Below are 24,298 nucleotides of genomic sequence, written 5' to 3' on the forward strand. Positions count from 1 at the left end.
TCTGGCTGCATAAAATACCTGGCCCGCATCATGCGGGCTTTTTTGTCCTTCCCTGCATTCAGGCCCGTGTTTCCTTCAACAGCTGCTGAATAACCTGCTCTTGTTTCGCGTAGTCACCTTCGCCAAAAGCGGTGTACCGCAGCTTTCCGGTTGCGTCAAAAATGTAGTGCGCCGGCCAGTACCTGTTACCGAAATTGTTCCAGATGGCGTAATTGTTGTCGGCCACAACGGGGTAGGGAAGCTGCCATTTGGCGATGGCCTTCGCCACCGCATCGGGGTCGTGCTCCCAAGGGTATTCAGGCGTATGCACCCCCAACACCACCAATCCGTCCGCCCGGTATTTGTTTGCCCAATCGCGCACATGCGGCAGCGTGTGCTGGCAGTTGATGCAGTCGTAGGTCCAGAAATCCACCAGCACCACCTTGCCTTTTAACGAGGCGTTGTTCACCGGGCCGCCGTTAAACCAGTGGGTGCCGCCCGCCAGCGAAGGCAGCGTGTGGGTGATTTCCGGTTCAACCACCGGCTGGAGTTGTACCCGGGGCTGTTGTACCGAAAGGTGCCGGCTGAGACGTTGTTCCAGATTTTGGGCGAATGCCGGTGCGCTTTGCAGGATGTTCTGGGCGCCGGAGGCAATCAGCACGACCGATGCCAGCATCAACGCCCCGGCGATCTGGCGAAGGCGCGACATGATTGCCATCCCTGGGCGCAAACGCGTCATCAATCCGTGTCCCGCCGCCCACAGCAACGCCAGCATCAATGCGCAGCCGCTGCCGTAGGCGGCAATCAGCAGGCCGACAGAAACCGGCTCCTTACCTACTGCCGCCAGGCTAAGAAGTGCCCCGAGCACCGGGCCCGCGCAGGGTGACCACAATAAGCCGATTGCCATACCGGCCAGCAGCGCCGCGATAAGCCCGCGGTGACGGCGGCTGGAGTCATTGACGCGATTACCCAGCGAGACCAGCGGTGCGCTGATAAACTGCGCCGCCCGTGTGGAAAGCAGGGTCAGGGCGGTGAGCGCGAGGAAGGCCAGCGCGGCCCAGCGGCCGACGGCGGTGATGCTTGCCACCCAATGGCTGGCGACCGAAACCAGCAGCGCCACGGCAGTAAACATCATGACCATCCCGGCGAGCAAGGCTGGCAATTGGCCTTTTTTGCCGCGTACGCTGGCGAAGACGAACGGAATGACCGGCAAGGTACAGGGGCTGAGCAGCGTTAGCATGCCCGCCAACAAAGCAATGATCAGCGACATAATATTCATCCGTATGGGGTTAATGAGCGTCAATCTTATCGACGGCCTGAGCGATAACCTGTGTGACGGTATCGGGCCGGCTCAGCATAGAGACATGGCTGGCGGACAGGGTCGTGACTCTGGCATGAATGGTCTTCGCCATCGCGCGTTCGAGGTCGGGGTTAATCATGCGGTCATCGGCGCTGACCACAAACCAGCTGGGTTTCTTCTTCCACGCTGCGTGGGTCACCTTGTCGCCGAAAGCGGCGGCGCGTATCGGTCCCTGGGTCGCGGTCAGAATATGCTGCTCAGTGGGCGGCAGGTCCTGAGCAAAATCCTTGGCGACTGCGGCCGGCGGCAGATAGAGGAAACCGCTCGCGGTTTTGGCAATGCCCGCGCTGCCCGGCGGGGCGGGAAAACTGTCGGCCAGTTCGGCGGTAGATTGTCCGTCGGCGGGCGCGAACGCCGCCACATACACCAACGCCTTGACGCGCGCATCGTTGCCCGCTTCGCTGATCACCGTTCCGCCCCAGGAGTGGCCGACGAGCACCACGTCGCCGTGCGCACGGGCAATGGCGCGGCGCGTGGCCGCAACATCGTCCCGGAGCGAGGTAAGCGGCAGTTGGACGGCAATCACGTCAATGTTGCGCGACTGCAGTTTTTCAATGACCCGGTTCCAACTGCTGCCGTCGGCAAATGCGCCGTGCACCAGCACCACGCTGTTGACGTTTTCCGCATAGGCGCTACCTGCGGTGGAGAGGGCGAACAGAGCAGCGGCAAGCATAAATTTTTTCATAATTAACCTCGTAAACGGCATTGAGTGGATTAATGACTGCGTTATTTGGCAGTGGAGACATTAAACCCATCGCGTGTGTTCACGAAGTGTCCAAAACCGCCCGGATTTGTCAGAATCCTTATACCGGGGCGGCTGAGATACAAAAGGCTACAATGTTTCGTCACGCAGGGTGACGCGAGCATCAAGGCCACCCTGCGGCAGATTGCTCAATGTCAAGGTGCCAGCCATCTGGCTGGCCAGTTGAGAGGCAATGGCCAGCCCAAGCCCGGTGCCGCCGGTGTGGCGATTGCGCGAGTTTTCCACGCGGTAAAAAGGCGCCAATACCGCCTGAAGTTCGCTTTCCGGGATCCCCGGCCCATTGTCGCGAACGTGGAGTTCAACCTGGCCCTGCTGCGGCGTCGAAAGCGTGACTTCGGCATGGCTGCCAAATTTCAATGCATTGTCGATCAGGTTGGTCATGATGCGCCGCAGCGCCTGCGGCCGCACCGCAAAGCGATCGTCGCCGCTGCAAGGCAAGAAGGTGACCGCTTTACCGATGTCCTGATAATCGCAGGCCATGCTGTCGAGAAAAGCGTTCAGGCTAACGATCTGGCGTTTTTCCTCCAGCACGTCCGCCGAACGCGCAAAGGCAATTCCCTCACGCACCAGCCGGCTCATTTCGTCCAGATCGCTCAGCAGCTTGTCGCGCAACTCCGGCTGTTCCGACATCTCCACCCGCAGTTTCATGCGGGTGATCGGCGTTTGCAGATCGTGTGAGATGGCGGCGAGGATCTGCGCTCTCTCTTTCAGATGATCCTGAATGCGCGTCTGCATGGCATTAAAGGCCCGTGCCGCCTGCCGGACTTCCACCGGCCCGCTTTCTGGCAGGGTGTGCGTGGCGCTCGAGGTCGGTTTCAATGCGTCTACGGCCTGGGTAAAGCGGATAAACGGCCGCACCACCTGGCGCACGGCCAGCCAGGCGCAGCCCAGCAGCAACAGCAGCTGGCCGAACAGCACCGCCGGCAACCAGCGTGCGATGGCCGGCATGCGCGGCCAGAGATCGAGCGTTAAGGGCGTGCCGTCGTGCAGCGTGAGGTGTACCTGAATGTGCTCGCGCGGGCCGGGAATGGCGCTGATGCTCATTTGATATCGGCCGCCAAGGGTTTCCTGCAATGAGCGTACCGCGCCTTGCGAGCGCCAACTGGTGGGATAAGGGCCTGGCAGCCCTGCTGAAAGCGCATAACGATAGTTGCCGCGAGCCAGCTTCGGTAGCCACTGTGCCCGCTCGGCGGCCGGCAGACGATCGAGGATCGCGACACTGGTCGCCACGTCGTACTCCAGGTTACCCAGCATCACGCTTTTTGCACTGCTCATCCGCTCGATCATCAGGCTGACCAGCGTCATGCCATTCGCCAGCAATAGGCCAAGCAGCACGATCAGCAGCAGACGTGACAGCAAGGAGCGCGGCCACAGCCTCATGGATTAACCTCTTTAATGATCACCGGTGCGGCGAGCACATAACCTTCGCTGCGCACCGTTTTGATGTAGGCGGGTTCGCGTGCGTCTTCGCGCAATCGCTGGCGCAGCCGGCTGACCAGCAGATCGATGGAGCGTTCGAACAGTTCGGCATCGCGGCCCTGCGTCAGGTTGAGCAACTGATCGCGCGACAATACCCGCTGCGGATGATCGAGAAACACGCGCAGCAACCGGTACTCGGCACCGCTCAGGGCCACTATGGTGCCTTCGTTGTCCAGAAGATGGCGTCCGGAAGTATCCAGCTGCCAGTCGCCGAAGGCAATAATTCTTCCCACGTCAGTGACTTGCAGGTTAGGCGGCAGGGCGCGGGTGCGGCGCAGGATCGCCTTGATCCGTGCCAGCAATTCGCGGGCGACAAAGGGCTTCACCAGATAGTCGTCTGCCCCCATCTCCAGCCCGAGAATACGATCGGTATCTTCGCTGCGCGCCGTGAGCATCAGTACCGGCAAATTGCGTTGCGTGTCGTTACGCAACTGGCGGCACAACGTGAGGCCGTCATCGCCCGGCATCATGATATCCAGCACCACCAGATCAATGTGGCTGTTCGCGAGTACGGCCCGCATTTCACGGCCGTTGGCCGCACCGGTAGCGCGATAACCCGACTTAATCAGGTAGTCGGTGACGAGTTCGCGGATATCGCGGTCGTCATCCACGACGAGAATGTTATCAATATGCTCCAAATGAAACTCCTGATTGGCAATGTGCGAAGGGGTCGTCATCCAAACCCAAAAAGACCGGCTGCGACAGCCCGGTCTATGAAAATAGACTTTGTTTTACCTCCGCGCCTACATTCCTGCGGCATCCACCACGGCTTTGACAAAATCGTTCGGCGCTTCTTCCGGCGGATTATGTCCGATGTTGCCGGTAAAGGTGCGGTGCTCGTACTTACCGCTGAATTTCGCCCGATAAGCTTCCGGAGCGGGGTGCGGCGCGCCGTTGTCATCACCTTCAATCGTGATTGTCGGTGTACTTATTACCGGCAGCGCAGCTAATTTTTTCTCATAAGCATCATATCTGTGTTCACCCTTTTCCAACCCCAGCCGCCAACGATAATTGCTGACGGTGATCGCGACGTGATCGGGATTATCCAGCGCTTTGGCACTTTGCTCGAACGTCGCGTCACTGAATTTCCAGCCTGGCGATGCCTGCTGCCAGATCAGTTTTGCAAAGTCATGGGTATTTTTCGCATAACCTTCGCGGCCGCGCTCGGTGGCGAAATAGAACTGATACCACCACTGTAGCTCAGCCTGCGGCGGTAGCGGTTTCTTGCCGATTTCCTGGCTGCCAATCAAATAGCCGCTGACCGACACCAGCGATTTCACCCGCTCCGGCCATAGCGCCGCCACAATATCTGCCGTGCGTGCTCCCCAGTCAAAACCGGCGAAGACGGCCTGCTTGATGCCCAATGCGTTCATCAGCGCCACCGTGTCTTCGGCCATCGCCGAAGGCTGGCCATTGCGCGGCGTACTGGCCGAAATAAATCGCGTGCTGCCGTAACCGCGCAGGTAAGGCACGATGACGCGATAGCCTTTTGCCGCCAATTGCGGAGCCACGCCGGCATAACTGTTGATATCGTAAGGCCAGCCGTGCAGCAGGATGATCGCCTCGCCCTCGCGTGGGCCAATGTCGACGTAGCCGACATTCAGCACGCCGGCGTTAATGTGATGAATATCTTTAAACGCCGCCGCATAATTATCCACCGTCGACGTGGTTGCCGCAGCGTTGCCGGCCGTGGTCAGAACCAGCGCTGCCAGCATTGATTTTCCAATAAAATATTTCATTTTTTGTTCCTTAATCAATTCGAGCGAGATCGGAGTTTGTCGCGCAGCGGCCGGAAGGCATTGCGCAGTTCGGTGGCGAAGATGTCGGGCTGCTCCCAAGCGGCAAAATGTCCGCCGCGCGGCGCAATCTGATAATAGAACAAGGTCGGAAACGCCTTTTCTGACCAGCTTTTCGGGGCCTGGTAGATCTCTCCCGGGAACACGGAAATCGCCACGGGAACCTTGACCTCCCGCGTTTGTTGCGCGGCGGAACTGAAGTTATTGTTGTTATTTTCCCAATAGAAACGCGCCGCCGAAGCGGAAGTATTGGTCAGCCAATACAGAGAGAGGTCGTCAAGAATTTCGTCGCGCGTCAGTACGCGTTCCGGCTCGCCGTGGCTGTCTGTCCATTGGGCAATCTTGTCGTAAGACCAGGCCGCCAGCCCGACCGGTGAATCATTCAGCGCATAGCCAATCGTTTGGGGACGCGTCACCATCATCGCGCCATATGCCGCGTTGCGGGTGAAGAAGCGACTCAGCTTATCGAACGCGCGCTGCTCCTCAGGGGCCAACGCCAGCGGGGAAGGCAGCCCCGCATTAATCGCAGGGATAAGCGCATCCGGGACAGTGGCGGGCATGGTCAGATGGATACCGAGCAACCCAGCCGGCGCCTGGCGGCCCATCACGTTGGAAATGACCGAACCGTGATCGCCGCCCTGCGAAACGTAGCCCGCATAGCCGAGGCGCTTCATCAACCGGTCCCACATCCGGGCAACGCGCGCCGGTTGCCAGCCGGTATCCTTGGGGCGTTCCGAAAAGCCGTAACCGGGAATGGAGGGAATGACCACGTCGAATGCGTCTTCGGCATTGCCGCCATGTGCCGTAGGGTCGGTCAGAGGCCCAATGGCCTTCAGAAATTCCAGCACTGACCCCGGCCAGCCGTGAGTCAACATCAGCGGCATGGCGTTGCGGTGGCGCGAACGCACGTGGATGAAATGCACGGCCAGGCCGTCGATGCGAGTCAGGTACTGTGGCAGGCTATTCAGCCGGCTTTCCACGTTGCGCCAGTTGTAGCCGTTTGTCCAATACTCCACCAGGGGGCGAAGTTTTTGCCGCTGCAATCCCTGTGAATCGTCGCCGACGGTTTCCTTATCCGGCCAGCGGGTGCGCGACAGGCGGAACTTAAGGTCGATCAGTTCGCTGTCCGCAATGGCGATGGTAAACGGATGAATTTTGCCGTCATCGGCGATGTTTGCCGCTGTGTTCGGCGCGGCCATCGCGTTATCGAGCAGGCCCATCGCTGCTATGCCTGCGGCCGACGCAATCAGTAAACGGCGGCGTGATTCATCGGGTAAATCGTTAGGTAACTTTTTCATATTTCACCTGAGCGTTAATGTCTGCGCGTCGCTTAATGCATGGCATGCGGAGCGGCCGCATGGGGCGGCACGGTAAATTCCACGGTTTTGCTGTCGAGAGGTTGGTGCCTAGGGTCGGCAAGGATGATCGTCACTTTATGTTTGCCTGCGGGCAGCCCAACCAGAATCACCGGCTCGCCGCTGGCATCCGCCCAGTGCCAAGGATTGTCATCCAGGACGACGTGAATATGGCCGATACGCGGTGTAACCTTGAGCGCTTCAGGCCCGAAAACCGGTTCGATGCGCAGGTTCTCCGCCCGGTATTGAATAAAAACGGCTCCCTTGCGCAGCGGGCCGGCCAGCGGCGCGTCGACAATCAGCTTTGCCGGCGGTTGGGGGTGTTCGAGCGGGGCGACGGCCGCGAGGCCGACAACGTCGGCAGCACTGCGCCCGGTCAGGCCTTCCGACCAAGCGCAGGTTGCAGAGGTAAAAATAAGCAGAGGGATCAGCAGTAATTTACGTAGCATGGCGGTATCTCCTTTAAAGGGATGGCAAGACAACGCTTATAGGAGAACACGGCTATGTATAGGGTTTGTTTGCATAAAGCAGGCTTATTGCATCAGGGTGTAATCTGTTCAGGAGCAGATACATTGCGATACAGAGGATTCAGCGAGCATGTTGATCGGTGCGATGGGGATGGGTCGGCAGAGCCTGTATGACACTCATGATCCTGCGGCTGGCAATGGCGGGCACTGACAGGCACCAAAAATAACTAAACCCGCGTAATTGCGGGTTTTTTGTTTTTGTATCGGGTAACGCTTGGCGGGCTTTCGGAGGGAGGGGGGCTCCAGTCAACGGGACGAATACTTATGTAGCCTGCGGGTGCCATCTTGCGCAACGTACCAACTCTGTTACGTCGCCTTATTGGCAGCGTTGCCTGGCCGATTTGTCAGAATGGCGTTCGTGATCATGCTAAAGAGATGATCGGCCCGCGGCGCGAATCCGGGTTGGCCGTCGAGCCAGGCGAGCGCCGACATCAGGGCGAACAGGTCGGTCCCATCCATATCGGCGCGCGCCGTTCCCTCGGACTGGGCACGAAGCAATAAGCGCGCACCCGCCGAGTGCACCGCTGCGCATGTGGCGTAAAGCGCGGACTCCGGGTCCGCGTGGGCGCTTGCCATCAAGGCGACAACCCCGCTGTAGCTATGAGTGAATGCTACCCCTTCGCGAAACCAGGACACGAGCGCTTCGTCAGGTGGGCTCGACTTTTCGAGTTCGACGGCCTTCTGAGTCAGTGCCTCCAGATTCATGCGCAACAACGCTTCGAACAAGGTTTCCCGCGTCGGGAAATGGCGAAGCAACGTGGCCAACCCGACCTCGGCCCGGCGGGCGATATCCCGCATGGACGCATCGGCACCATGCTCGGCGACGACGTCGCGCGCGACTGCAAGTAGGTGATTGTAATTTTTTCTGGCGTCGGCTCGCATGGGTTACCACTTTCAAATGGATCAGTGGTCCATAAGATACAGCACCCTTGCAGAAATGGGAACCGAGGCCCGCCGGTTCCCACTAGCTTGACAATCGGATCAGTGATCCATATATTCGGATCACTGATCCGAATAACGCAAGTCAGGATTCCTGAATCAGTGAATGGCAAGACACCGCACATTTCTGCCATGGGGCAGACATGCTGTCCGACATAACGAAGGAGAAAGTCATGGGAAAGCTTGAAGGTAAGGTTGCAGTCATCACGGGGGGCGCTACCGGCATCGGCCGCGCCGCAGCAAAGCGTTTCATCGAGGAGGGTGCCTTCGTATTCATCTTCGGCCGCCGACAGGAAGCGCTCGACGCCGCTGTCGCCAACCTCGGGCCCAATGCCCGTGCGGTGAAGGGGTCGGTCTCGGATGAGGCCGACCTCGACCGTCTCTATGCGGCGGTGAAGGCCGAGCGCGGAACCCTCGACATCGTCTTCGCTAATGCTGGGGCGGGAAGCCAGCTTCCGCTTGGCAAGATCACCGCCGAGCACATTGATGAAACCTTCGACACCAATGTGAAAGGTACGATCTTCACGGTCCAAAAGGCGCTGCCGCTGATGGGACAGGGCGGTTCGATCATCCTGACCGGATCGAGCGCCGGCACCACGGGCGCCCCGGCAATGAGCGCTTACAGCGCAAGCAAGGCGGCAGTGCGCAATCTTGCACGGACTTGGGCGGAGGACCTGAAGGGAACCGGCATCCGGGTAAACGTGCTGTCGCCCGGCGCGACCGCAACCGAACTCGCGAAGGAGGCGCTAGGCGAAGAGGGCCAGCAGCTCTTCGCCGCGATGACTCCGCTCCTGCGCATGGCCGAACCGGCGGAGATTGGGGCCGTGGCCGCCTTTCTCGCGTCATCGGACAGTAGCTTCATGACCGCCAGCGAAGTCGCCGTCGACGGCGGCCTCGCACAACTCTGATACACCGTGCCCTGCCGGTCGCTCCATTCGATATCCGGAGCCGGTTTGGGCTCGGTCAACCCAAGGAAAATATATGAGCTACGCAATTATCGGTTTTGGCAAACTCGGCCAGGCTCTTGCCAAGGCGTTTGTCCGCAAGGGCATTGAAGTATCAGTGGCCACCACGCGTGACCCGAAAAGCTTTGCGTCCGAAGCGGCCGCGATCGGCGCCGAAGTCATCCCCACGACATTGGCGGACGCCGTCAAGGCGGACATTATTTTCCTGGCTGTCCGTTTCGAGTCGCACCCGGATGTTGCGAAAGTGCTTCCCAGCTGGCAAGGGAGGACCATTGTCGATGTGACCAATGCCTACGGCGTTTCCCCAGAGAGACTGGGCGGACAGCCTTCTTCCAGGTTCGTCGCGCAGGCCTTCTCTGGTGCAAGACTGGTCAAGGGCTTCAACCATTTGGTCGCCGCCGTTCTTGACCAAGATCCGGCCGTACAGGGTGGCAGGAGAGTCGTGTTCCTGGCGAGCGACGACGAAGACGCCGCTGCGGAGATTGGCGGTCTCGCGGAAAATCTCGGTTTTGCGCCGATCAAGCTTGGCGGGCTTTCTGAAGGTGGCCTGCTGGTACAGGCACGCGGAGACGAATGGGGTCGGCTGATCTTTAAGGACCTGGTCAAATTCGACTGATGAACAGGGTATTTCCAACCGGTAGGGGCACGGCGCTCGGCCGCGGCGACAAGGAAAGCGCCCGGCACGGGGCGCCGAAGATATAAAATGGGCCATTCCCAAATACGATTTTTGCCTTCAAGGGATCGCAGGGTATGCCTTATCAATAGCCGGCCTCAACTTTCAATCTGGTTACTCTGCTCATCATACCTGCGCTGGCAGTCCTGAATCGTCGCTATATTCCCCAGCGTCCAGTTGAACAGTATCGAGAACGGCCCCTGCAAGGATTCGCCAAGCGGTGTCAGCGAATACTCGACGCCAAGCACCCGCCCATCCAACACCTTGCGTTTCACCATGCCGTTGCGTTCCAGCTTGCGCAGCGTTTGGGTCAGTACGCGTTGGGTGACGCCATCCAGGCGCCGCTTGATGGCGTTAAAGCGCTGCGGCTCACGCAGTACCTCCAGCACCATCATTGACCATTTGTCGGCGATCTGATCGAGAACGATACGGCTCGGGCAGTCTGCGCGGTATATCGGGTCAGTCTTGTCCATAGGTATTCTCCAGCATCCCTGGGATGCTTAAGGTGCGTAATTGACGCCAGGTATGCAAAGTATACCATTCGACAAACGGCGCGAAAATCCAGCACCGCTATCCCCAGGCAAACAGGACATTGACATGACAGATACAGATTTCAGCAAGCTCAGGCTGTCGCATGCGCACGGCGTATTGACGATCGCTATCGATAACCCGCCGGTAAACGTGCTTGATGTGGCTTTGATGTCGGAAATTAGCCGTTTACTGCATGCCGTGCGCGACGATCCGGACACGCGCGTGCTGGTTTTCCAGAGCGCGGATCCCGAGTTCTTCATTGCGCATGTTGATATGACGCTGATCGATGAGCCGCACGCCTTCGATAAACTGGCGCGCAACGCGCCGGAGGGGCTTAATCCGTTCCAGGCCTTTGGCGAACTGATGCGCAGCCAACCGCAGGTCACCCTCGTTAAGTTGGCCGGGCTGGCGCGCGGCGGCGGCGCAGAATTCGTTGCGGCGGCCGACATGGCCTTCGCCGCGGAAGGGCGGGCGGGGCTTGCCCAGTGCGAAGCCCTGATGGGGATTACGCCCGGCGGCGGCGCGACCCAATATCTGACAAGCCGCATGACGCGCGGCCGTGCGCTTGAAGTGGTCCTTGGCGCCGATCTTATCGACGCGGCGACCGCAGAGCGCTACGGCTGGATTAATCGCGCATTGCCCGCCGCCGAGCTTGATGGGTTCGTCGATCGGCTGGCGCGCAACATCGCGGCATTGCCTGCGGGGGTTATCGCGGCGGCCAAGCAGGCGATGCCCGCGCCGGACCTGCGGGCGGGCTTTCAGCGCGAGCACGCAGCCTGGGCGGGTTTGTTTGCCCGCCCGGCAGCGGAGCAACTGATTCGCGGTGGGCTTAAGGCCGGCGCCCAGACTAAAGAGGGGGAGCGCAACCTCGAGGGCCTGCTGCGCGAGCCTGGCGTTTAAGGCATTTTGGCGACAGGGCCGGAAGCCCTGTCACTCCAGACAGATCGCTAACATCCCGCCCACTGGCTCAACAGCGCATGCAATTTCGCCGGCTCCAGCGGTTTTCTCAATACCAGATAACCTTCCTGCTCGGCCTCTTGCAGAACCGGCGAGTTGAATTCCCCGCTGACCATGGCGCCGCTGGTGTCCGGCAGGCGCTCAAACAGCGCTTTCAAGATATCGAAGCCGCTCTCGCCGGAGCGGAGCCGTTGATCGCACAGCACGGCGAAAGGCGTGAAGCCTTCGTCGATAATCGCAAAAGCTTCCTCTGCTGAAGCCGCACAGCGCACGGTGATGCCCCAGGTACTCATCAGGCTCGACCAGGCGGAGGTCACCAGCGGGTCATCGTCCACCACCAGGCAGGCGCCGCGCAGTGACTCATAGCGGGTTGGGGCAGCGGCGGCGGCGTAGGCATTAACGCTTTCCGGCGGGTGCTCTTCGCCGGCATACAGGGCAAAGCGCATCCAGAAACGCGATCCTTTGCCTTCGATGGAGCGCATGCCGTATTTCACCTTCATCAGTTTGGCACAGCGCGCCACCACCGCCAGCCCCAATCCATGGCCGGCGCTGTCGATTTTCCACGCCAGTTCGGGCCGATAATAGGGGGAAAAGATTTTACCTTTCTCTTCGTCGGCGATACCGACGCCGGTGTCCCACACTTCGATCAGGCATTCCTCGCCCCGTGGGCGGATCGCTATCAATACGCCGCCTTCTTGCGTATAGCGCAGCGCATTTTGTATCAGGTTGATCAGCGATTGCCTGATGAGCAATTGATCGCCCATCACGCAAATTCGCCGTTTGGGCCGCCATGTGCGCAATGATAGTGCCCGGCTGTTGGCTTCTTCGCGAAACAGCGTAATCACGGAATCCAGCAGCTTTCCAATGTCCACATGGGTGGTCGCCGTACTGACGTTGCCGGACTCGATTTTGCTGAGGTCGAGCAAGGAGTTGAACATCAGATGCACGGACCGCACGCTTTGTTGCAGATCCAACAGCTGAGGGATCAGCGTGGCGTCGCGATTCTTATGGATTATGGCCTCGATCAGAAAGCCCATCGCGTGTACCGGCTGGCGCAAATCATGGCTGGCGGTAGTCAAAAATTGATTTTTATCCAGCAAGGCTTGTTCCGCCTCTTCTTTGGCCTGCCGAAATTGTTCCGCAAGGCGCGAGCTTTTCTCTTCGAGCAGCGCTTGCTGAATAAAGAAGGCATGCGAGGTTAATGCGTGCCGGTAAATGGCGAAGCCATAAAGCAAATTGAGCATCAACACGATCGGCATGACGTCGTCTAATCGCCAGATAATGCCAAGATTAAGCACGCCCCAAGAGGCGAAGAAAAAGCGTGTAAAGGTGCTGATGACCGGCGTCAGATGGGTTGCATTGGCTGCGACGATGGCTGCGATACTGATGTTTAATAACAGGAAAAAATCGAAGCTGTTTTTTTCCGGGGTGATTAAATATAAGGATGAAATCCCCAAACCATGCACGAAGGCGACGTTATTTATGCGCGGCAACCAACGGCCAATCACTGTGCCGGCATTATTTTCCTGGGTATCACGGCGATAGCGACGATGCCATAATCTGATGGCCAATGCGCAGAGAAAATATATCAGTATCCAGACAATAATTGGCGTGAGTTCCTTCCCCAATAAATAGAGCCAAATGGCGAAAGGAATACCGACAAAGGGCACGGCGGTAAAGCTGAAGACCAGCCGCATGAAGGTATTGTCCAGCAGGCGGATTTGTGCGTGTGGGGAGATCTCATCATTTTGTAATGATTGAAGTAATTTCATTGCGAATGATCCTGCCTGCCATGCAGCAGGGTGATGGCCTCCACCCGGCTGTTTACGCCTATTTTCTTGAGAATGTTGCTAATGTGCTCTTTAACCGTGGGTTCGGAAATAGACAACTGCGAAGCTATTCTCTTATTGGGGAAACCGCGCATCATCATGATTAATACGTCTGTTTGTCGCGGAGTTAAATTGAATTTTTGCAGGTGGCCGTGAGCGTTGGTTACACATTCTTCGTGCTCTAGAGGGAACCATTGTTTATTTTCCATCAGAGCGGAAACGGCTTCGGCGAATAATTCAGGCGGTTTATTTTTAAGTACGAAACCCTGCCCGCCGGCATCGCGCACTTTTTGCCATATTTCATTGTTCTCATCGCCGCTGACCACCAGAAAACGAATCTTCGAATACTGGTTTTTTAGCTCTTTGAGTAACTTCAACGCCGTACCCTCGGACAACCAAAAATCGATGACCATTAAGCGCGGAGCGCCATTTTCCAGAATATGGCGATAACAATCAGCTTCGTTGGTTACCACATAGGCATGTTTAAAACGACAATGCGTATTCAGGTAATTGGCGATGCCGCTTGCCACCAGCGGATGGTCATCGACAACCAGTGCATAATCCTGCTCCAAAGATATCTCCTTTCGTGTAAACGTACCAGATTGGCTCCGATGACTTTTTATTATCAACCCTCCCTACTTTAGGAGGGTTTTTTAACTTAAGAAAGGGAAATATATTATTCGGGGATTTGGATAAGGTAAAACATAAAACCATTCAGCGATTGGATCTGTTTGGTTACAAAGGATAATTTATGAAAAAACCACTTATCGCTTTAGCCGTTACTTTACTGGTAGCCGGCTGTTCAACGTTGAAAACCGATCAGGCAATACCCTTGTTGCAGGCGGAAACGGCTAAAATGCTGGGCCTGGGATCATCGGATGAAATAACTGTGACCAATGTCAATGGCGCTCAGCCCGATGCCCTGGGCGGGCAAAAACTTTCTTATCGCGCCACCACCGAGAAAGGCCGTATCTTCGATTGTTCCTCGCTGATGATGCCGGGTATTTTAGGTTCGGCGCCCTCGCTGAGCGCACCGAGCTGTACTCCTGTCGTCACGCATAAATAATTCGCCTCAGGCGCGAGCCGGAGTTGGCAATCAGGAGAAATCCGCAATCCCACTAATTTTGGCATCGGGGCATTAGCGCTGGGGGGCAATAAGCTGGCGTCTCGATGACAATCCTTCTGTGCTCGCCCTCTGTGCTCGCAAATAACGCGCCGCGCATTCTCTAACGCATTGAGTTTTTCATATAAATAATAACGTTGATGGCATCAAGATAATTGAGCCGGAGAGATAACATGAAAGATCAAACATCGCATCACTTAGCGGTAAGAAAGCCGCTTTCCAAAATTTACCTCGCACTTTTTTCCGCGCCGTTGATATTGATCGGGCCCGCCGATATGGCGCGCGCCGATGACGCTATTTTTGATGGCGACTCCCGTATTACGCAACCGTTGAGTTACGCGGGCAATGTTTACGTCGGTCGTAATCAAGGCGGGAACCTGTTGATCGATAACGGTGAAGTCAACGCCTATAACATCAATATCGGCACTCGTCATGACGGTCTGATTTATGAAAGCCTGGTGACGGTCAGGGGGCCTAATGCCGTATTGAGCGCCGTCAACGATCAATATGTTCTGCGCGGCGGTTTAAATCTGGGCCTGGGTACGTTGCGGGTTGAAGAAGGGGCGCTGGCCAGCGCGAAAGAGATCGTGGTCGGCGCCAACCGCGGCTACGACAGCCATCTTGTCGCTACGGGCGCCGGTTCCAGAGTCGTCAGCAATTTTCTCAGCGTCGGCACCGATCTGGGGGCCCGATCCACGCTGTCGATTGAAGACGGCGCGGTGCTGAACACCACGTTCGATGCGCGCATCGGCAACGGTTCCGGGCCCGGCGAGCCCGATAAGCTAAGCCCGAAAGCTACGGTTACGGGGGCGAATTCGCAGTGGCATGTCGGCCGCGCGCTCACGCTTTACGGCGATCTTGATGTGTTGAACGGCGGTGCGGTCAATGTCGGCAGCATCGAGGTGGCGGGCGTCTCAGGCGCGAGGAAAACTGCCGAGCTGTATATAGCCGGCAATGGCTCGCGCTTCACCAGCGGGAGCCATGTCAGCGTGGGGGATTACGGCAACGGCGTGCTGTCGGTCGTTGACGGCGGCGAATTTTCCGCCGGCGCAAACGAATTGCGGTTGGGCGATACCGGCTCCGGCTCGAACAGAGGCGCGCTGATCATCGGCAGCCGCGGCAATATGGATACCGGCACCGGATTGACCGAACCCACGCTAGGCGCGGCGGGTGGCGCGGGCACTATCGATGCCCAGACGGCGGTCAACCTGCGGGGCGGCTTGTTCGGCAGCTATGTGTACTTTAACCATACTTCCGACAACTACGACTTCCGCAACAAGATGATGGGGGAAGGCGAGGTTATCAATACCGCCGGGCGCACGACCCTGAGCGGCGATTTGACCCAGCTCAAGGCGAATGTGACCGCGCGGGGCGGCAAAATCATCATCGCCGGCGATATCAATACGCAGCCAGAAGACAGCCCTTTCGACGTGCAGACGCTGAGCGCCGAGAACGGCGGTACCTTGATCCTCAACGCCACGGCCGGTTCTGACGTCAGCAATGGCCTGGGTTACAGCAGCGCCGCGTCGATCAAATCCGGCGGTACGCTGGGCGGCAACGGCACCTTGGGCCAGACCGAGATCCAGTCTGGCGGCCATATTTCCCCCGGCGACGGCAACATCGGCACGCTCACGCTGAAGCGCTATCTGAATTTCCTCGGTGAATCTTTCTACGACGTCGATATCGCCGGCGACGGCAGCAGCGACAAACTGGTCGTGGCGGGTAAAACCACCATCAGCGAGCAGGCCAAAGTGCAGGTTACCGCGCTGGATCCGCAAACCAGCTATCAGACAGGACAAAGCTATCGCATTTTAACTTCGGAGGGCGGGATTGACGGCCGGTTCGCCGAGGCTATCTCAAAATCGGCATTTTTGGACGTGGCGCTCAATCAGGGTGCGAATGCCGTGGATCTGACGATTGCGCAAAAAGGCGGCAATCCGGGCGAGGGCGGTAACCCAGGCGAGGGCGGTAACCCAGGCGAGGGCGGTAATCCAGGTGAGGGCGGTAATCCAGGCGAGGGCGGTAATCCGGGTGAGGGCGGCAACCCAGGCGAGGGCGGTAACCCAGGCGAAGGCGGCAACCCGGGCGAGGGTGGCAACCCAGGCGAAGGCGGCAACAAGCCCGGTATTTTCCAAACGGTGGCGCAAACCGGCAACCAGTGGAATACCGCCGGCGCCCTTTCGACGTTGGCGCAGAGCGGCCCTTCATTGGCCTTATACAATTCCTTGCTGTTGTTGAACGCGCCGGAAGCCCGCGACGCATTCAATCAACTGTCCGGTGAAGTCTATCCCTCCATTCAGTCAAACCTGATCGCCGGCAGCACGCAGCTGTTCAATGTTCTGAATCAACGCATGCTGCGCGCGTTCGATAATGATGCGTTGCCCGTGCCACCGCTGGCGATGACGCTGGTTCAGCCTGGCCAAGCTGAAAATAACGGCGTATGGGGGCAGACCTTCGGCTCCTGGACAAGAAACAGCGGTAACGACAACGTGGGGAAACTGGAGGGCAACACCAGCGGTTTCCTGATCGGTGCCGATCGTAAGCTCACCGACCACAGTGTTCGCGTTGGGGGATATTTTGGCTATAGCCGCGGCGATTACGATATCGATAGCCGCCGCTCCAAGTCCGACAGCGACAATTACCACCTGGGTCTGTATGCCGCAGGGCAGCAGGATGCCTTCTCCTTGCGCGGTGCGCTGGGTTACACCTGGCATCGGCTTGAGAATGAGCGCAACGTTGATTTCGGTAATTTTTCCGATCGGCTCAAGGCGGACTATGACGCTGACTCGCTGCTGGCGTTCACCGAAGCGAGCTACCGTTTTGGTCAGCCGGAAGCGAACGTCGAGCCATTTATCAATCTGAGCTACATCCGTCTGCACACCGATAACTTCCAGGAAAAGGGCGGCGCCGCCGCGCTGAGCGTCCGCAATGAAACGATGAATACCTTCTATTCGACATTGGGCGTACGCGGTACCAAAGAGCTGCCGAAAGACGTCAGTCTTTACGGCTCGCTAGGTTGGCAGCATGCCTACGGCGATAAAAACACGTCATCGCGCATGGCATTTGCCGGCAGTGACGCTTTTGTCACCCAGGGGCAGGCGGTTGATGACAACCTGATGGTGGCCGATGTCGGGGTGAGCGTGAAGCTGTCGCGATCCACCACGCTGGCCGTCGGTTATCAGGGGCAATACGGTTCTGATACTCAGGTCAATGCGGTCAATGCCAACATCAAATGGTCATTCTGATGTGCTGAGGAGTTAGGTTTCTGTGGTATCGAGAGGTCGCTGGGCAACGGGGGGTTGCCTGGCGACATCTCGACTTCGGCGCTATTGTGCCGCAAGGCAAGGCTCTTCGGACGACGAGTGTTCTATCAGCTTAAATAATTCGATCCGCTCGTCATCGGTGAAATCCCGCCACTCGCCCAGCGCCAGCCCGGTGAGCTCGACGTTCATGATGCGCACGCGCTCGAGTTTGGTGACCTCATAACCGAAGTATTTGCACATGCGGCGAATCTGGCGGTTAAGCCCCTGAACCAGCGTGATGCGAAATACCTGCGAGGCTTCTTTCTCCACCTGGCATGGATGGGTCACTTTACCCAATATCGGCACACCCGCGCCCATACCCTGAATAAACGCATCGGTCAGCGGCTTGTTGACGGTGACTATGTATTCTTTTTCGTGATTATTGCCGGCGCGAAGGATCTTGTTGACCAGTTCACCCTGATTGGTCAGAAAGATCAGCCCCTGAGAGTTTTTATCCAGGCGGCCGACAGGGAAGGTGCGTTTGTCGTGGTTAACGAAATCGCCGATGTTATCCCGCTCGTGCTTGCCCATGCTGGTGAGGATACCAACCGGCTTATTGAGCGCGATAAGCACCAGATCTTCCGCATCCCGCGGCGCGATCTGCCGATCGTTAACTCTCACTCTGTCCCCTGAAAATACCTGTGCGCCCACGGCGGCCAGCCTGTCGTTGATAAAAACGTTGCCCAGTTTGATGTGACGATCGGCATGGCGACGGGAACAGATGCCGCTGTCGCTAATGTATTTGTTGAGGCGAATGGATGATTGAGTCAGCATGGTTTCCCCGTAAAACGCGGACTATACCTTACGCAGGGGGCGTTGCAAGGTCGGGGCGCGTTCACGTCGTTTTAAGCAAGGTTATTCTCCTTGCCACGTAATTGAGCACGGCTTCACGTTGTTCTGCCGGAAACCATAAAGTGTCATATCTGACCCTTTATGGTCTTTTATGCATGCCGGTACTCTGATTTCAGGCGTACAAGGTTCAATTATGACCCTCCGCGATAGGTTTTCCCGACTGTGGGAGCCATTGCGACGCCGATGCTATTCCACCTTCACCACTCTGGTATTCAGCGGCGTAAGAGTCTGCCCGTCGTGGCCGGTCGGCGTCATGCGCGGGATAGGTTGGCCGCTGTCGCTTTCCACCAGATGCGAGTGCGCCTCGCCCTGCGCAAACAGATGATCTTCCCCCCATTGGCGCAGGCCGACGATCACCGGGAACAGCGCGCGGCCCTTGTCGGTAAGAATATATTCCTGATAGGCGCTGCCGTCCGAAGCGGGCGCTATTTCCAAAATGCCGTGCGCCACCAGCGTGCGCAGGCGGGTGGAGAGAATGTTCTTCGCCATCCCCAACCCTTTTTGAAACTCGCTGAAACGGCGTACGCCGTCAAAGGCGTCGCGCACGATCAGCAGCGACCACCAATCGCCGATCACATCCAGCGTACGTGCCACCGGACACTGTGCATCTTCCAGGCTTTTGCGTTTCATGGCTCAGTTCCATTCATGATATCTGGTTGCATTATAAAACCTCTACGCGTAAAGTTCATTGGGTTTAATAATGAAACTACTTTAAGGGCGAACGATGAGTGACAAAACGCTGGATCCGATCTGTACGCCGCAAAGCCGCGCGCTCAGCCGGCTGCCGGTTTCGCTGGTGCTGCTGCTGGCCGGGGCCAGCGCTTTTAGCGTGGCTAACGTGTATTACGCTCAGCCGCTGCTGGATGCGATCGCTCATGATTTCAATATCAGCCTGGCGTCGGTGGGGATAGTGATCACCGCCACCCAGCTTGGTTGCGCGCTGGCTCTGTTGCTGGTGGTGCCGCTGGGGGATTTGATTAATCGCCACCGGCTGCTGGCGGTGCAGCAACTGTTGTTGATGGCCGCGCTGTGCGTGGTGGGGTGGGCGAACAGCAGCGCGCTATTGCTGGCGGGCATGCTGCTGGTGGGGTTGCTTGGCACCGCCATGACTCAGGGATTGATCGCCTTTGCCGCCACGCTGGCGGCGCCGCATGAGCGCGGGCGGGTGGTGGGCGCAGCGCAAGGCGGGGTGGTGCTGGGCCTGTTGTTGGCACGCACGCTGTCCGGCTCACTGGCGGATATCGGCGGCTGGCGGGCGGTCTATTTTTTCTCGGCTGCGGTGACGTTGATCCTGCTGCCGGTGTTGTCGCGCCTGTTGCCAACGCTGCGCACGCCGCCGTCGACGCTCAGTTATCCGGCCTTGCTGCACTCAATGCTGGCTTTATTGCTGCGCGATCGCACGCTGCAAATTCGCGGCATGCTGGCACTGCTGATGTTTGGCGCGTTCAGCATCTTCTGGAGCGCGCTGGTGCTGCCGCTCAGCCAGGCGCCGTTCAATTTTTCACATTCGGTGATTGGCGCCTTCGGTTTGGTCGGGGCGGTTGGCGCTCTGGCGGCGGTGCGCGCCGGGCATCTGGCGGATCGTGGGTTAGGGCAAGTGGCGAGCGGTGTCTGCCTGCTGTTGCTGGTGCTGGCCTGGTTGCCGCTTGGCATGCTGGGGCACGGTCTGGCGTGGCTGGTGGCCGGTATCGTGCTGCTCGATCTGGCCGGGCAGGCGATTCACGTGCTGAACCAGAGCATGATTTTTAGCGCGCACCCGCAGGCCCACAGCCGGTTGGTGGGTTGTTATATGCTGTTTTACGCGGTGGGCAGCGGGCTGGGCGCCTTTGCCGGCACCCACGTATACGCCGTGGCGGGTTGGCCCGGCGTGTGTGGGCTGGGGGCTGGCGTTAGCCTGGTCGCCTTGCTGTTCTGGTGGCTGACGCTGCGTGGCATGCCGGCCTCAGGCGCGGCGGTAGAACAATAACCGTAGGGAAATCAGTGCGTCGCACAGCAACTATCCCGGCGATGCAGGATATCGTTTTGCAAGGGTAACCTGAGGTTTGTAGCCTGAGCCGTTTTAGAGGCCTGACGATGTCAGGCCTTTTCTTGTTTGGCTTACAGCGGATGACGCTATTTTTTAGGCGAGTGCAGCAGGTAGTATTCTTCTCCGCCGTCGTTGCCGGTGGTTATCTTTTGCCAGCCATGCTTATGGTAAAACGCCAGCGCCTTCTCGTTTTTCACCAGGCATTTCAACGAACCTGTCGCGGTAAAGGTTCGCTCCGCCGCGTGCAGCAGGGCCGTGCCGACGCCGCGTGGCGGCAAGTGAGGATCGACATACAGGTTGTGAATAAAGTTATCCTGGCGATAAATCGACACGAACCCCAGCAGTTTTCCCTGATCTTCCGCCACCCAGATATCCTCGCCCAGCGTCGAGCGGTCGAAATCCTCCAGCCGGTAATCTTCGGTATCGCGCCACGTGAACGCCGCCTTGCGCGCAGCCAGATAAAGGGTGCGCAGGAACGGACGATCGGCTTCTCGGTAGGGTCTTGTTTGCATGGCAGCTCCTTTTTATTTTTTTGACACTATAGCGCAATTGACCTCGCCGGCGGCAACCCCAATAATGGCCTCCTTGACTCGGGATGCCCCAAGGGGCTGAGATTGTACCCGTATTACCTGATCTGGATTATGCTCTCCTCGATAGAAATGGCTGTTTCAGATATCATGTACTATTCTGCATACCCAGAGCGATTTTAAGCCATTCGATGAGCAATTCTGGAGCCTGAGGCTGGGTACACAGATTCCATGGGTCAAACTCTGCGTTACAGGTGACATTTAACCTCCGCCAGATCGAGCAGTAAGTGTGAAATGAGAATTCTCCTTGGGAAGGAATTGGCGCAATTTTTATAATAGTTACCAAGTCTTGCTTATAGGCCAACGATCAAACATGTGCTGCAGTTGATGATCTGGACTGGCTGTCGAACAGGTGGGGTCTGCAGCATGGCTTGGGATGATATTGGTGGTGCCATCCATCTGCGAGAAACCAATACTGGGGGAGAGCGTTACGTTCAGTTATCTACTCAGGCTATCAAATTCCTAAATGTTCTGCGTCTCAATTCCGATAAATAGTTATTCCCCTCTCAAGCTAGTAAAAAATAATCCAACAGAATTACCTGACCGAAAACTTATGGCGTTAACGTGAAATTGGTCAAATCATTGATATTCCTAATGTCAAATACTCTCTACTCAAAATCATTAGAAAATGTGAATTATCCTAGTCCATTTAATCGACACTTTTACAGATTATTCGGTATTACTAAACTTGTACTCCAATTACCTGATTAGTTGTTTGTGCTGTTAATTGTTTTTCTTATAGTTGGTTGTATTTTTATTGTTGATAAGTATAGTCAATTAAAGATATGTGTTTGGCGGAGTTAGAGCTAAATCTAACATTTTCCATCAAATATAAAATGCAACTTATGCGTTTTTAATCATTTAATTTGAATAAGATTGTTGCGGCATAGCTTTAATTGGAAAAAATAGTACGGATTAAATTGCTGTTTTTATTAATTTATTTGGTGTTAAATTCTGTATTTTTTAATTTAATTTGTTTTATATTTTTTATTTTTATTTGTTGTAAGTTATTTATTCTTTCTTATTTTTAAGCAAGAAACTGCAACCGTTTCCTTCGCAGGCCGCATTTTTTATGGGTTCCGTGCCGTTTGTTACTTTTTGTAAGTTAAAAAGGTGGGTGGAAAGTTAATGCCATGTGATTGACAAGGTCTATCAATACAGATTTACTAATCAAACTTACAAAAACTGAAGATTGGCTGAATCTTATTTACATGACGGCTGTAATAGCAACATAGGGAGCGTTCATGAGTGATAATTCTAAGGTTGAACCTGGAATGGTGAAGGATCAAACGAGCAGATACAAAGAACGAACTGCTATTTTTACGCTGGTATTACTTTCTGCTTTAGGGCCGGCTTCATTTCAGATTTTTTTGCCTTCTGTACCTAATATTATTAAAGATTTATCGTCCACGCCAGGAGTGGCAAATCTGACAATTTCGCTATCAATGTTGAGTTTTGCATTTTTTTCGCTCTTTTACGGAAGAATGGCTGACAGATTTGAAAATAAAAAACTACTGATTATTGGCATGTTTGTGCTGATTGTTGGGAGCATTATTGGGTATTTTTCGCATAATATCGAAATGGTTATATTAGGCAGAGTTATTCAACCAGCGGGTGGGGCTGCAGGTGTCGTTGCAGCACGTGCAATGATTATGCGTTTATATCAAGGAGAGAAAGCAGCTAAAATAATGTCACGTCTAGTTGCTGCCATGATGACAGCCCCTCTAATTGGAGTGCCATTGGGGGGGGTGTTGACGGATAACTACGGATGGCGATCTAATTTTACCTTTATCGGTTTATTTGCCTGTGTCGCACTGGTTTGCGTAGTGCTTATGGTACCTGCTGTCAAAAATACCACCGAAAATAATGCTAGATTCAGCTTACTGCAAGCCTATAAACAATTAATTAGCAATCATGTTTTCTCAGGAAATGTATTCCAGTTTGGACTGTCCCAGTCTGCATTTATGATAATACTGGCTACCTCACCCATTGTGTTGACGACAACATTTGGCTTTACTGCAGCGGAATCCAGTATTGTGCTGTTGATTTGCTCGCTCAGCGTCATCGCTGGCAATCTTCTGTCGGGCCGTTTGCCAGACTCTGTTCTGCTGGTGCAGCGCCTGAAATGGGGCAGTCTACTTGGCGCTATATTTAGCTTTTCGGGTTTGGTTCTCACACTGATTTCGCCTCTTTCACTTTATGTGCTTGTTATTCCTGCGATGCTATTTTGCTTCTTTTTCGGTGTAACGGCACCTGTTGCGCAGACCAGCGCAATTGGCGCTAACCGTGAATTAGCGGGCACAGCAGCCGGACTTTGCATGTTTATTAGCATGATTTTGGCCAGTATTGCGACGCAGTTTGCTGCAGAAGTGAATGATGGATCGCCGCATATCTTGATGGGGTCGGTAGCATGTCTTGCGGTGATTGCCTTCATACTGGCACTGAAAGGGTCAAAGCCAGAGTCTTTATTTCATAAGTAAATAGGTGATAATTATGAAAACTCAGTTTATTCGTGAGTGCCATTACTCGCCTGAAAATCGGCATAACCTAATCTGCTTTCCGCATGCTGGAGGTGGAACAGGGCGCTACCATCGCTGGGGGAGTGAGGTTGGGAAATACGCCAATGTTTATGCCCCGGTTATTGCGGGCCGGGAAGAGCGTTTTCCTGAACGGGCAATGAACAGCGTCGAATCTGTTATTGATGATATTTATGCGAGGATCAGTCCAGTTTCAGCTGAAAAACTTTATGTGTGCGGCGTGAGTTATGGTGCACTGTTGGCATACGAACTGGCTAATCGTTTCGAAAAACAGGGCATAGTTGTTGATGGCGTTTTTATTGCAAGTCAACGAGCACCCTATGTATGCAAAGAGATTATCGACTGGGAAAGTATGTCTGATAAAGCATTAGTGGATGCTTTAACTAGTCTTAGTGACAGAGGTAATGCTGGATTTGCAGATGATGAATATTTCTCTATTTTTGCAGATACAATAAGGCGTGATTTATGTGCTAGTGACAATTTCCAACCAGCACACCCCAGAGCTCTACACGCGCCAATTTATATTAGTTACGGAAATTTAGATCCAGTGATATCCCGACATTATATTGATTCTTGGGTGACGATGAGTCATACATCTATTGATGTGACTGAGCATAATACTGGCCATTTCCTGATGGATAATGATCGGGATGTTTGGTTAAGTGATGTTGCGAAGGTTATGCGCGCTAATTATCTCTGAACATTCTGATTAATGAGG

General features: G+C 55.8%; 22 protein-coding genes. 8 read left to right on the forward strand and 14 right to left on the reverse strand.

Features of this window, described 5'->3' with window-relative positions:
* Nucleotides 1–58 precede the first annotated feature (58 nt).
* The 8 genes from JK621_RS22290 to JK621_RS22325 form a co-directional block, all read right to left on the reverse strand.
* Complete coding sequence (locus tag JK621_RS22290) at nt 59–1,249, reverse strand: cytochrome c biogenesis protein DipZ (protein ID WP_212557681.1); 1,191 nt, start codon at nt 1,247–1,249, stop codon at nt 59–61.
* A gap of 19 nt (nt 1,250–1,268) precedes the next feature.
* Nucleotides 1,269–2,024, reverse strand: a complete 756-nt coding sequence (locus JK621_RS22295; protein ID WP_212557682.1) for an alpha/beta fold hydrolase — start codon at nt 2,022–2,024, stop codon at nt 1,269–1,271.
* Nucleotides 2,025–2,171: 147 nt separating this feature from the next.
* Nucleotides 2,172–3,482 (reverse strand): ATP-binding protein, encoded by a 1,311-nt coding sequence (locus JK621_RS22300; RefSeq protein WP_212557683.1) that lies wholly within the window; start codon nt 3,480–3,482, stop codon nt 2,172–2,174.
* Nucleotides 3,479–4,219, reverse strand: coding sequence for a response regulator (locus tag JK621_RS22305; protein WP_212557684.1), 741 nt, complete (start codon nt 4,217–4,219; stop codon nt 3,479–3,481). The genes JK621_RS22300 and JK621_RS22305 overlap by 4 nt, the downstream gene beginning before the upstream one ends.
* A 105-nt stretch (nt 4,220–4,324) precedes the next feature.
* The gene (locus tag JK621_RS22310; protein WP_212557685.1) at nt 4,325–5,320 is read right to left on the reverse strand and encodes an alpha/beta fold hydrolase; all 996 of its coding nucleotides are present in this window, start codon (nt 5,318–5,320) and stop codon (nt 4,325–4,327) included.
* Between the two features lie 14 nt (nt 5,321–5,334).
* Nucleotides 5,335–6,675 carry an epoxide hydrolase family protein gene (locus JK621_RS22315; RefSeq protein ID WP_212557686.1) on the reverse strand — a complete coding sequence of 447 codons (1,341 nt, stop codon included), beginning with the start codon at nt 6,673–6,675 and terminating at the stop codon, nt 5,335–5,337.
* Nucleotides 6,676–6,707: 32 nt separating this feature from the next.
* Nucleotides 6,708–7,181, reverse strand: coding sequence for a DUF6130 family protein (locus JK621_RS22320; RefSeq protein WP_212557687.1), 474 nt, complete (start codon nt 7,179–7,181; stop codon nt 6,708–6,710).
* Nucleotides 7,182–7,565: 384 nt separating this feature from the next.
* A complete protein-coding gene (locus JK621_RS22325; RefSeq protein WP_212557688.1) occupies nt 7,566–8,141 on the reverse strand; it encodes a TetR/AcrR family transcriptional regulator in 576 nt (191 codons plus the stop codon).
* Between the two features lie 230 nt (nt 8,142–8,371).
* Here JK621_RS22325 and JK621_RS22330 point away from each other — a divergent pair, with 230 nt between their 5' ends.
* Nucleotides 8,372–9,106 carry an SDR family NAD(P)-dependent oxidoreductase gene (locus tag JK621_RS22330; RefSeq protein ID WP_212557689.1) on the forward strand — a complete coding sequence of 245 codons (735 nt, stop codon included), beginning with the start codon at nt 8,372–8,374 and terminating at the stop codon, nt 9,104–9,106.
* A 73-nt stretch (nt 9,107–9,179) separates the two neighbouring features.
* Entirely contained in the window at nt 9,180–9,779 is a 600-nt protein-coding gene (locus JK621_RS22335; RefSeq protein WP_212557690.1) for an NADPH-dependent F420 reductase, read from the forward strand.
* A gap of 155 nt (nt 9,780–9,934) precedes the next feature.
* On the opposite strand, the gene JK621_RS22340 is transcribed toward JK621_RS22335, so the two are convergent.
* Nucleotides 9,935–10,309, reverse strand: coding sequence for a winged helix-turn-helix transcriptional regulator (locus JK621_RS22340; RefSeq protein WP_212557691.1), 375 nt, complete (start codon nt 10,307–10,309; stop codon nt 9,935–9,937).
* A gap of 124 nt (nt 10,310–10,433) precedes the next feature.
* On the opposite strand from JK621_RS22340, the gene JK621_RS22345 reads away from it, so the two are divergent.
* Entirely contained in the window at nt 10,434–11,267 is an 834-nt protein-coding gene (locus tag JK621_RS22345; RefSeq protein ID WP_212557692.1) for an enoyl-CoA hydratase/isomerase family protein, read from the forward strand.
* Between the two features lie 47 nt (nt 11,268–11,314).
* Here the strand turns inward: JK621_RS22345 and JK621_RS22350 are convergent, their stop codons facing one another.
* Together JK621_RS22350 and JK621_RS22355 are read right to left on the reverse strand one after the other, a co-directional pair.
* On the reverse strand, nt 11,315–13,096 hold the full coding sequence (locus tag JK621_RS22350) for a hybrid sensor histidine kinase/response regulator (RefSeq protein ID WP_212557693.1): 1,782 nt from the start codon (nt 13,094–13,096) through the stop codon (nt 11,315–11,317).
* Complete coding sequence (locus tag JK621_RS22355; RefSeq protein ID WP_212557694.1) at nt 13,093–13,725, reverse strand: response regulator transcription factor; 633 nt, start codon at nt 13,723–13,725, stop codon at nt 13,093–13,095. Before JK621_RS22355 ends, JK621_RS22350 begins: the two co-directional genes overlap by 4 nt.
* A gap of 179 nt (nt 13,726–13,904) precedes the next feature.
* Here JK621_RS22355 and JK621_RS22360 point away from each other — a divergent pair, with 179 nt between their 5' ends.
* Together JK621_RS22360 and JK621_RS22365 are read left to right on the forward strand one after the other, a co-directional pair.
* Nucleotides 13,905–14,219 carry a hypothetical protein gene (locus JK621_RS22360; RefSeq protein WP_212557695.1) on the forward strand — a complete coding sequence of 105 codons (315 nt, stop codon included), beginning with the start codon at nt 13,905–13,907 and terminating at the stop codon, nt 14,217–14,219.
* 230 nt (nt 14,220–14,449) lie between these two features.
* A complete protein-coding gene (locus JK621_RS22365; RefSeq protein ID WP_212557696.1) occupies nt 14,450–17,521 on the forward strand; it encodes an autotransporter outer membrane beta-barrel domain-containing protein in 3,072 nt (1,023 codons plus the stop codon).
* Between the two features lie 81 nt (nt 17,522–17,602).
* Here JK621_RS22365 and rluF read toward each other — a convergent pair whose 3' ends face one another.
* Complete coding sequence (rluF, locus tag JK621_RS22370; RefSeq protein WP_212557697.1) at nt 17,603–18,352, reverse strand: 23S rRNA pseudouridine(2604) synthase RluF; 750 nt, start codon at nt 18,350–18,352, stop codon at nt 17,603–17,605.
* A gap of 264 nt (nt 18,353–18,616) precedes the next feature.
* The gene (locus JK621_RS22375; RefSeq protein ID WP_212557698.1) at nt 18,617–19,060 is read right to left on the reverse strand and encodes a winged helix-turn-helix transcriptional regulator; all 444 of its coding nucleotides are present in this window, start codon (nt 19,058–19,060) and stop codon (nt 18,617–18,619) included.
* Between the two features lie 94 nt (nt 19,061–19,154).
* On the opposite strand from JK621_RS22375, the gene JK621_RS22380 reads away from it, so the two are divergent.
* Nucleotides 19,155–20,396 (forward strand): MFS transporter, encoded by a 1,242-nt coding sequence (locus tag JK621_RS22380; RefSeq protein ID WP_212557699.1) that lies wholly within the window; start codon nt 19,155–19,157, stop codon nt 20,394–20,396.
* A 146-nt stretch (nt 20,397–20,542) separates the two neighbouring features.
* Here JK621_RS22380 and JK621_RS22385 read toward each other — a convergent pair whose 3' ends face one another.
* Nucleotides 20,543–20,968, reverse strand: a complete 426-nt coding sequence (locus tag JK621_RS22385; RefSeq protein WP_062868268.1) for a GNAT family N-acetyltransferase — start codon at nt 20,966–20,968, stop codon at nt 20,543–20,545.
* A gap of 1,319 nt (nt 20,969–22,287) precedes the next feature.
* Between JK621_RS22385 and JK621_RS22390 the strand changes: the two genes are divergently transcribed.
* Together JK621_RS22390 and JK621_RS22395 are read left to right on the forward strand one after the other, a co-directional pair.
* A complete protein-coding gene (locus JK621_RS22390) occupies nt 22,288–23,523 on the forward strand; it encodes an MFS transporter (RefSeq protein WP_212557700.1) in 1,236 nt (411 codons plus the stop codon).
* Between the two features lie 13 nt (nt 23,524–23,536).
* A complete protein-coding gene (locus JK621_RS22395; RefSeq protein WP_212557701.1) occupies nt 23,537–24,280 on the forward strand; it encodes a thioesterase II family protein in 744 nt (247 codons plus the stop codon).
* Nucleotides 24,281–24,298 lie beyond the last annotated feature (18 nt).

This window comes from Serratia plymuthica, assembly GCF_018336935.1.
GTDB classification, from domain to species: Bacteria; Pseudomonadota; Gammaproteobacteria; order Enterobacterales; family Enterobacteriaceae; genus Serratia; species Serratia plymuthica_B.